Origin of the sequence: uncultured Spongiibacter sp. (assembly GCF_964011655.1) — a bacterium.
GTDB classification, from domain to species: domain Bacteria; phylum Pseudomonadota; class Gammaproteobacteria; order Pseudomonadales; family Spongiibacteraceae; genus Spongiibacter; species Spongiibacter marinus.
In genome coordinates, this window is the sequence record NZ_CAXGPO010000059.1 from 1 (window position 1) to 8,581 (window position 8,581).

5 protein-coding genes and 3 pseudogenes are annotated in these 8,581 nt (G+C 56.6%); 6 read left to right on the forward strand and 2 right to left on the reverse strand.

Going from position 1 to position 8,581, the window contains the following annotated elements:
• Window positions 1–119: pseudogene (locus ABNS66_RS15585) on the forward strand (Crp/Fnr family transcriptional regulator); the annotation flags it as partial.
• A gap of 44 nt (window positions 120–163) precedes the next feature.
• Here ABNS66_RS15585 and ABNS66_RS15590 read toward each other — a convergent pair.
• Entirely contained in the window at window positions 164–811 is a 648-nt protein-coding gene (locus ABNS66_RS15590) for a response regulator transcription factor (RefSeq protein WP_286837647.1), read from the reverse strand.
• A 159-nt stretch (window positions 812–970) separates the two neighbouring features.
• On the opposite strand from ABNS66_RS15590, the gene ABNS66_RS15595 reads away from it, so the two are divergent.
• From ABNS66_RS15595 to ABNS66_RS15605, 3 genes and pseudogenes are all read left to right on the forward strand, one after another.
• A complete protein-coding gene (locus ABNS66_RS15595) occupies window positions 971–3,088 on the forward strand; it encodes a hypothetical protein (RefSeq protein ID WP_286837646.1) in 2,118 nt (705 codons plus the stop codon).
• 332 nt (window positions 3,089–3,420) lie between these two features.
• Window positions 3,421–3,594: pseudogene (locus ABNS66_RS15600) on the forward strand (helix-turn-helix domain-containing protein); the annotation flags it as partial.
• A 105-nt stretch (window positions 3,595–3,699) separates the two neighbouring features.
• On the forward strand, window positions 3,700–5,277 hold the full coding sequence (locus ABNS66_RS15605; RefSeq protein WP_286837645.1) for a hypothetical protein: 1,578 nt from the start codon (window positions 3,700–3,702) through the stop codon (window positions 5,275–5,277).
• 11 nt (window positions 5,278–5,288) lie between these two features.
• Here the strand turns inward: ABNS66_RS15605 and xseA are convergent, their stop codons facing one another.
• Complete coding sequence (gene xseA / locus ABNS66_RS15610) at window positions 5,289–6,638, reverse strand: exodeoxyribonuclease VII large subunit (RefSeq protein ID WP_286837643.1); 1,350 nt, start codon at window positions 6,636–6,638, stop codon at window positions 5,289–5,291.
• A gap of 110 nt (window positions 6,639–6,748) precedes the next feature.
• Here xseA and guaB point away from each other — a divergent pair, with 110 nt between their 5' ends.
• Complete coding sequence (gene guaB, locus ABNS66_RS15615) at window positions 6,749–8,215, forward strand: IMP dehydrogenase (RefSeq protein WP_204995692.1); 1,467 nt, start codon at window positions 6,749–6,751, stop codon at window positions 8,213–8,215.
• A gap of 78 nt (window positions 8,216–8,293) precedes the next feature.
• Window positions 8,294–8,581: pseudogene (locus tag ABNS66_RS15620) on the forward strand (GMP synthase (glutamine-hydrolyzing)); the annotation flags it as partial.

The window sequence follows — 8,581 nt, forward strand, 5'->3', positions numbered from 1 at the left end:
GAGTGGGCTCGTCACGTGAAATGGTGGCGCGTATTCTCAAAGACCTGACCATCGGAGACTATATCGAAGTGGAAGGTCGACACATCATTCTCAAGAAGAAGCTGCCGGAGAGCTACTAACCCAATCGCGCCTCCAGTGATGCGTGAATAAAATACCGAAGTGACTACTGATGGCGTAAGGTAATTAGTCCTAGGTCGACGGCTTTGAGAGTGGCCTCAGCACGTGAATTCACCTGGAGCTTGCGGTAAATATCTTTTAGATAGTCGGCTACGGTGTGGTGGCTCAATTGCAATGACTCGGCGGCATTGCGAACACTGTAACCATGGGCGATCAGCGTCAGCACCTCGCTTTCCCGTGCCGTCAGATTATACTCAATCGCCTTTTGTGGTCGAAAAAATGCCAGCATACGACGGGCGATGCTGGGGGATAGCGGCGGTTGCCCTGCAAGAATGCCCATTAGTCGTTGACTGAAGACCTCGGTGGTTTCGTCTTTGAGCAGGTAGCCTTCCGCGCCTGCTTTTAATGCGGCAAACAAATGCTCAGAGTCGTCGAAAATTGTTGTTATCACGCAGCTGCATTGGGGGTTTTTGGCAAGGATTTCCGGTATTAGCGCTACACCTGAACCGTCGGGCAGGCCAATGTCCAGTAGTGCAAGTTGGGCGGGCCAGGTCGGAAGCAGTTCGCGCGCACTGGCCAGGCTGTCAGCCTGTTGAACGCTGGCATCGGGAAAGCATTGGGCGGCAATTCTGGAAAGCCAGTCGGAGACATCTGGCAGGTCTTCAACAATCAGGATATGTGTTATAGCGTTCACTAGTGTGTTCCAAATAATCTGCGTGAATGACTATTAGGCTGGATACTATCGCCGATTCGTTATTATGACGCATCCCCTCGTTTGTGGGGAAAAGGATAATATCGCGCCTGTAGGCGTGTCGTACCTCGTGTTCAGGTTTGATGAATAGAAGTGGAACGGATGAATTTACATGCTCGCTTGGCTGTGGCAGTCGCACTGCTGTTGGTGGGCGCACTTGCCAGCCTGTCTCTGGCTCTACACCTGCCCCAGCCTCAGGGGCTTTTCAGTCTGGAAGGTGAGCAGATCATTTACTCGGCTCCGAGCGGTCAGCGCCATACAGTGGCTGCGCTGAAGGCTGGAGAGCAGGAGCTAACTGCCAATCCTCGATGGCTGATTGCGGAGCCCGACGTCCTTGAGAGTTTTGAGGAATTTAATGGCCTGATGGACCAACAACGCCTTATTTCGGCAGCTATAAAGCGCGGCGATCTGGTGTTGATCAACGAATCAGGTGACCATCTAGCGGTCCCATTTCGCCAAAGGGAGCTCGGTGATCTCCACTGGTTATTTTGGTTTCAGATTGGCATAGGCAGTATCATTCTGATGATCGGAGGAATGGTCTGGTCGGCTAAGCCGGGAATGGCTACGACGCTGTATGCAGCGAGCGGCCTGTGCTTGGCTATTGCCACCAATACGGCCGCTGTGTATAGCACACGATCGATGTTTATTGATGGCGATGTTTTTCGTTTTCTCTCTGACTTTAACAGCTGTGGTGCCTTGCTTTTTTCTTCGTCCTTTAGCGCCTTGCTGTGGCACTATCCGCAGCAATTGGGCCGCTTTCCCGTTGCGCCTTTGAGCTTCATTGTTGGATTTGCCTCATGTGCGGTAGTCATTTTTCAATGGGAGCCTGCGCCCAATTTCTATTATTTCTTGGTCTTGGCTATCTACGCCGTGGGCTTTATTTTTGCGGCCCTGCAATGGCGTTTTACCCGCGACAAGCCGCTGGAGCGGGCGGCACTGCTCTGGTTTTTGATTGCCATTTTTACCGGTACGGGGGGCTTTGCCGGCCTACAACTAGTTCCTGCTGCACTGGGGCTGGAGTTGCTGGTGCCTCAGGAGATTCTGTTTGCGGTATTTCTGTTGATGTACGCCGGGGTTGCGCTGGGGTTGATCCGCTATCGGCTGTTTGATCTGGAGCGCTGGTGGTTTGCGCTGTGGGGCTGGTTACTTGGTGGGGCGGCAGTGATCGCCGTTGATCTTGCACTGGTATCTCTGCCCGCCATGGGACAGACCCTGGCGCTGTCATTGTCGCTGGCCATGGTCGGCTGGCTGTATTTCCCGGTAAGACAATGGTTTTGGAAGCGCTTTGTGCGCGTGCCGGAGCGGAATCTGGAACGTATTCTCCAGCAGAGTATTCCACGCTTTACCGCGATTCGCAGTGTGGCAGAGCTGCGCAGTCTATGGCTTGAGCTGCTTCAGGAGGTCTTTCAACCGCTGCGCAGTCAACCCTGTTTCGGTGTTCAGCAAGTGCTGTTGCTGGATGGAGGGCAGGCCATGAACATCCCCGATGTGTTGGGCGAGGGAAACGGTATGCAGCTTCAGTTAGCTGACCGGGGCCGGCGACTTTTCAGTCGCGATGATTTGGCACTGGTCACCTTGCTGCAGAGCCAGTTTGAGATCGCTCAGAACAGTTTGCGGGCCAGTGAGCGCGGGCGGATGGCTGAGCGGGAGCGAATTCGCCGGGATATTCACGACGATCTAGGCGCGCGCCTGCTTACCTTGTTGCATCGCAGTAATGAAGGTGAGCGCCCGTTGGTGCGTGAGGCGATCAAGGATTTACGTAGCCTGCTGGAGGCGCTAGACACCGAAACGCGGCCGCTGGAAGTGCTGTTCGCCTCCTGGCGTATGGAGCTTGAAGAACGCTGCCACACAGCGGGCGTGCCTCTGCAGTGGCAGCAGCCGGAACGTGTTCCCGCGCTGCTGGTGAGCCCCGAGTCGCAGCAACAATGCCAACGCGTTCTTCGCGAAGCCGTATCTAACGCCTTGCGTCATGCCAAGCCCAGCGCGGTAAGCATAGATATCGAGCACCAAGGAGATGAGCTGTGCATAATTATAGAGAATGATGGTGTGTCTGATAGTCCGGTTCAATACGGACGGGGAACCGCGATTATGCAGCAGAGAGCCGACGAGCTGGGCGCGGTGCTCAAGCGCGAACATCTGGGTTCGTGTTGGCGGGTAAGTCTTAGTCTGTCTCTGCCGCTGCTGGAAGGTAGTGAGCCCCCGGAATCCAGGGGTGTGTAGCCTGCGTCTGAGCCGCTATAGTGTTCGCTAGGCGGACTCAGGATGAGGGGTGGCGAGAGTCGCCTTCACAGGGATGTGCCGCTCCATTATGGCTTAGGTATTTCATCAAGGCGCACTACGGTACCGCCTTTGGCAAATCGTGCCAGCGATGACTCGCCTCTATGCAACGTGGCTATATTGCGAACCGCCGTTCCTTGTTCGTTCAATACAACCGCATAACCGCGACTTAAAGTCTGCTCGGGCCCTAGCCTGTGCAACTGATTTTCCAGTGAGGGCAATCGCTGTCGCTGTTTTGCCTCAAACTACGCAATACGCTGGCGTTGCCCCACGGTGAAGAAGGGCAAATGAAGATCAACGAGAAACTCACCAAACAAGAGATCGCTGACAGAGTGGGCTCGTCACGTGAAATGGTGGCGCGTATTCTCAAAGACCTGACCATCGGGGACTATATCGAAGTGGAAGGTCGACATATCATTCTCAAGAAGAAGCTGCCAGAGAGCTACTAGGGTCTGCTCATATTCACTAGGATGATGAGCTCGATGCCAGCGGCGCCCATAGTGGCGCCGTTTTCGTTTCTGTTGCAGTAAAACAAATAATAATCAGGGGGTAATATGCGGGGCTTAGGAGCAATACCGCTCGCCGTAATCGTGGTGATTGTCAGTGCCTGCGGCGGTGGCAATAGTGGGTCGTCGCCAAGCCAGGCTGAGCAGGGGGCGGCGAATCTTATTCAGCGCCACAGTGTCGATACACGCTGCGATCTTGCGGCCTATCCGTCGGCTGATTGGTTGCAATGCGAGCTGGAAAATCATGCCCGAACGCTGGAGGCCAATGTCGAGCAGCTCGCCCCAGGTTTTGTTATTCGTTCTCAAACGCAGGAAAACGCTAACCGCTTGGCGATGGTAGCCCGCATTGCCGATGACCCGAGCTGGAGCTTGCCACCCACCCAGGGCACCACGCCGCTTACGCCACTGTGCTCGGCGGGAATGGGGCCCTGCGTTGGCGACCCGTTCCGCTACCCCGGTGTCGATGGCCCGGATGGCCGGACCTTCTACGAGCAAGAAGCCGTTGTCGAGCCCGTCGTCTATTACGATGAAGGGTGCGCACGCATCAGCGGACGGGTGTGGCGGCCACGCGCCCTGCAGGCGGGTGAACGGGCGCCTGTTGTTGTGATTAAAAATGGCTCCGTGCAGGCAGGCGAGCAGCTTTACTGGTGGGCGGCGCAGGCCCTGGTGCGAGCGGGGTATGTTGTGCTGACCAGCGATCCTCGCGGGCAGGGCGCGTCGGACATGGCAACGCCAAATTCGGCGGAGCAGGGCGGCAACATTAATGGCCATGTGTTTTACCAGGGCTTGGTCAACGATATCGACTTTATTTTATCGCGCCCAGCGCTGCACTACCCCCATGAAGCGCGTTGCGCGGGTAGTTACCCAACCGAGACTCGCGCGTTTAACCCCTTTCACGCCTTTGTTGACCGTGAGCGCATTGGGATAGCCGGACACTCCTACGGCGCCGCTGGTGTGACCTGGGTGCAGGCCTACGGCGCGCCGGGTGCTGAAAACTGGCCGGGCCTGCTGAGTTCGGAAAACCCGGTCGATGTGGTGGTGGCCTGGGATGCCCTGGGCTATACCGACACTGGCAATAATGCCACCATCACCAGTGTGCAGCTGCCGCCCGGCAGTACCAATGCCATTACTGACGCCTTTGGTGGTAGTGACTTCCCGGCAGTGGTTGCCCACAAGCCTGCGCTAAGCTTTAAGTCGGAATACGGCTTTACGCCGATACCATTGGTCACCGATCCGGATCGGGATGGGCATAAAAATGCCTTCAAACAATGGCAGGCGGCGTCTGTTCCTGTGGTGAGTGTCACTATTGCCGGTACGACGCATTTGGATTACTCATTGGGGCCGACCTTGCCCGCAAGTTCTTGGTGCCCAAATACGGATAATAATCGCTGTGAGGGCGGTTGGGCGCGCCCGATGATTACGGAATACACTGTTGCGTGGTTTGATCGATGGCTGAAAAAGCGGGGAGAGCCGGGCTATGCCCAGGCGGAGGCGCGCCTGTTAGATCACGCGCGCTGGGCTGAACGAATGAGTTTTCACTTTGCTTCCGCCCGCGACTTCCCTTTGCGCAGCGGTGAAAGGGAGTCCTGTGAAGATATCCGTTTGTTATGCGGGAGCGGCGAGTAAACCCCGTCGCCTCACTCGCTATCATCCACGGTGAGGGCAACTTGCCCCTCGGCGAAACGCCCGCGCAACCGCTGCCCTTGCTGAAGATCGGCGGCGCGTCGTACTGCCCGGCCTTGTTGGTCGAGAACAATCGCATAGCCACGGCTAAGCGTCTGCTCGGGGCCCAGTTGTCGTAACTGGGACTGCAGTGCCTGTAATTGTTGTGCGCGGCGTCGCATTTGCTCTTGTACGCTGCGCTGCAGCCTTGCTTGAAGTTGTGTCAGGGCATTGAGCCGTGTCGCTTGTTGCCGATCGGGGCTGAGCAGCAGCATTTGTTGTTGTAGGCCCGCGAGACGCGCCAGGCGTTGGCGCTGGCTACTTTGCCACTGGCGTCGCAGTCGCATTTCAAGTTCATCCAGCCGTTGCGCTTGCTCTCTAAGTCGGCTCCGTGGGTCGCGAATGCGTCGGTTCAACTGTTGTAATTGTTCACGCTGATGCTGAAGGCGTCGCCGCTGCGCCCGAACCAGGCGGCCGCGCAGCAGCTGGACCTTCGAATTGATCTCGCTTTGATCAGGGCTGAGTAATTCCGCCGCAGCCGACGGCGTTGCGGCGCGCACATCCGCGACAAAGTCGGCAATGCTGAAGTCCACTTCGTGCCCCACGGCGCTCACCACAAGCAGTTCCGATTGGTAGATGGCCTCGGCCACCACCCGCTCGTTAAAGGGCCAGAGGTCTTCCAGTGAACCGCCGCCGCGTGTCAGCAGGATCAAATCGAAGTTATGCGACGCTGAACGGGCGAGCTGATTCGCCTGCGCGATGGCACGTTGTATTTGACCGGCCGCCTGCTCGCCCTGCACCAGCACAGGCAGCAGGGTGACCTTCATTGCCGGCCAGCGCCGGTTGAGCACTGCGACAATATCCTGCAGGGCGGCGCCTGTGGGTGAGGTGATAATGGCAATGTGCTTGATAGCCGGCGGCAGGGGCTTTTTCAGCGCCGGGTCGAACCAGCCGGCTGCCTGCAGTTCTGCCTTGAGTGCTTCGAAGGCCGCTGCCAGCGCACCGGCACCGGCGGGCTGCATGTGCTCGACAATAAGCTGGTAGTCGCCGCGCCCTTCATAGAGGCTGACTTTACCGCGAACGACCACCTGCTGGCCCGGTTGCGGTTGAAAATTCACCCGCATATTGCGGTTGCGAAAGAAGGCGCAGCGGATCTGTGCGCGCTCATCCTTTAGCGTGAAATACCAGTGACCGGAACTGGGGCGCGACAGGGTGGAGAGCTCGCCAGTAACACTCACCTGAGCGAAGCAATCTTCTAAAAGTTGCTTGGCGAGGCGGTTGAGTTGGCTGACGCTGAGCTGTTGTGGGGGTTCTTGTGTAGTCATTGCGCAATCATATCAAGATATAGCGCTATTGCGGGGTCAAATTGGTTTACTCGGGGGCTGTCATCACTTAAAATTGCCAAGATTCTAGCCACCGGCATTGGAATCATTCTATGTTACGTATCGCACAAGAAGCACTGACCTTCGACGATGTTTTGCTTCTTCCCGGCTACTCCGAAGTAACCGCCAAAGACGTCAGTCTACGCACTCGACTCACTCGCAATATTACCCTCAATATTCCTCTGCTTTCTGCTGCAATGGATACGGTCACCGAAAGTGGTCTGGCCATTGCGCTGGCGCAAGAAGGTGGTATCGGCATCATCCACAAGAGCATGACCATCGAACAGCAGGCTTACGAAGTTCGAGCGGTGAAAAAACATGAAAGTGGTGTGGTTAAAGACCCGATTACTATCGATGCGGCGGCTCCCATCAGTGAACTGTTTGAGCTGCGTCGCCGTCACAAAATTTCCGGCGTACCGGTGCTCGATAAGGGCGACTTGGTAGGTATCGTCACCAGCCGTGACGTGTTGTTCCAAGAGCAAATGGATGTGCCGGTCTCAACCATCATGACCCCCAAGGCCAAGCTGGTAACGGTTAATGAAAACGACGATATGTCGGTGGCCCGGGAGTTACTGCACAAGCATCGCATTGAAAAAGTTCTGGTTGTGAACGATGCCGGCAAGCTGACCGGGATGATCACCGTTAAAGATATGAACAATGCGCAAACCTACCCCCTGGCCTGTAAAGACAGCTCTGGCCAGTTGCGGGTGGGCGCCTCTGTAGGAACCAGTGCTGATACTGACGACCGCGTGGCGGCGTTGGTTGCTGCGGGCGTGGATGTACTCGTGGTAGATACCGCTCACGGGCACTCGAAGAACGTACTTAACCGGGTTAAGTGGATTAAACAACACTACCCTCAAGTAGATGTGATTGGCGGCAATATCGCCACTGGCGAAGCGGCTTTAGCCCTGCTGGAAGCCGGTGCCGATGCCGTGAAAGTCGGCATTGGTCCTGGCTCAATTTGTACCACGCGAATTGTCACCGGCATTGGCGTTCCGCAAATCAGCGCTATTGCCAATGTGGCGGCGGCACTTAAAGACAGCGGACTGCCGCTGATTGCCGATGGCGGTATCCGCTTTAGTGGCGACCTGTCAAAAGCCGTCGCGGCGGGCGCCAATGCGGTGATGATGGGCTCAATGTTTGCCGGCACAGAAGAAGCGCCGGGCGAAGTGGAGCTCTTCCAGGGCCGCACGTACAAGTCTTACCGTGGTATGGGCTCGCTGGGCGCCATGACCAAAACCCAAGGCTCCAGTGACCGTTACTTCCAGAGTGCTGAAGACGGTGCAGAAAAGCTGGTACCCGAAGGTATTGAAGGTCGCGTTCCCTACAAAGGGCCGCTGGCGGCTATCGTGCATCAATTGATGGGCGGCTTGCGCAGCGCCATGGGTTATACCGGCAGTGTGGACATCGAGACCATGCGCAGCAAACCACAGTTTGTTCGCGTGACGGCTGCAGGCATGAATGAGAGCCACGTCCACGATGTTAGTATCACCAAAGAAGCACCAAACTACCCGACCTGAGTGTCGTAATGGGGCGCCGTCTGCGGCGTCCCCGTCCCACCTTTTACACTACCCCTCAGTCTGAATAGAGAGAACGCCGTGTCCAGCCCCGATATTCATGCCCACCGAATTCTGATCCTTGATTTCGGTTCTCAGTACACGCAGTTAATTGCGCGCCGTATCCGCGAAATAGGCGTGTACTGTGAGATTCGTGCCTTCGATATCGAAGACGCAGAGATCGATGAATTTCGTCCATCGGGTGTGATCCTGGCCGGTGGCCCCGAGTCGGTGACGGCGGCAGGCTCGCCGCGTGCGCCGCAGAAAATATTTGACCTGGGAATCCCAGTACTGGGGATCTGCTACGGCATGCAAACCATGGCCGAGCAG

Coding starts and splice junctions, on each gene's coding strand:
- ABNS66_RS15595 (WP_286837646.1), top strand. CDS start 971: ATGAATTTACATGCTCGCTTGGCTGTGGCAGTCGCACTGCTGTTGGTG.
- xseA (WP_286837643.1), bottom strand. CDS start 6,638: ATGACTACACAAGAACCCCCACAACAGCTCAGCGTCAGCCAACTCAAC.
- guaB (WP_204995692.1), top strand. CDS start 6,749: ATGTTACGTATCGCACAAGAAGCACTGACCTTCGACGATGTTTTGCTT.
- ABNS66_RS15605 (WP_286837645.1), top strand. CDS start 3,700: ATGCGGGGCTTAGGAGCAATACCGCTCGCCGTAATCGTGGTGATTGTC.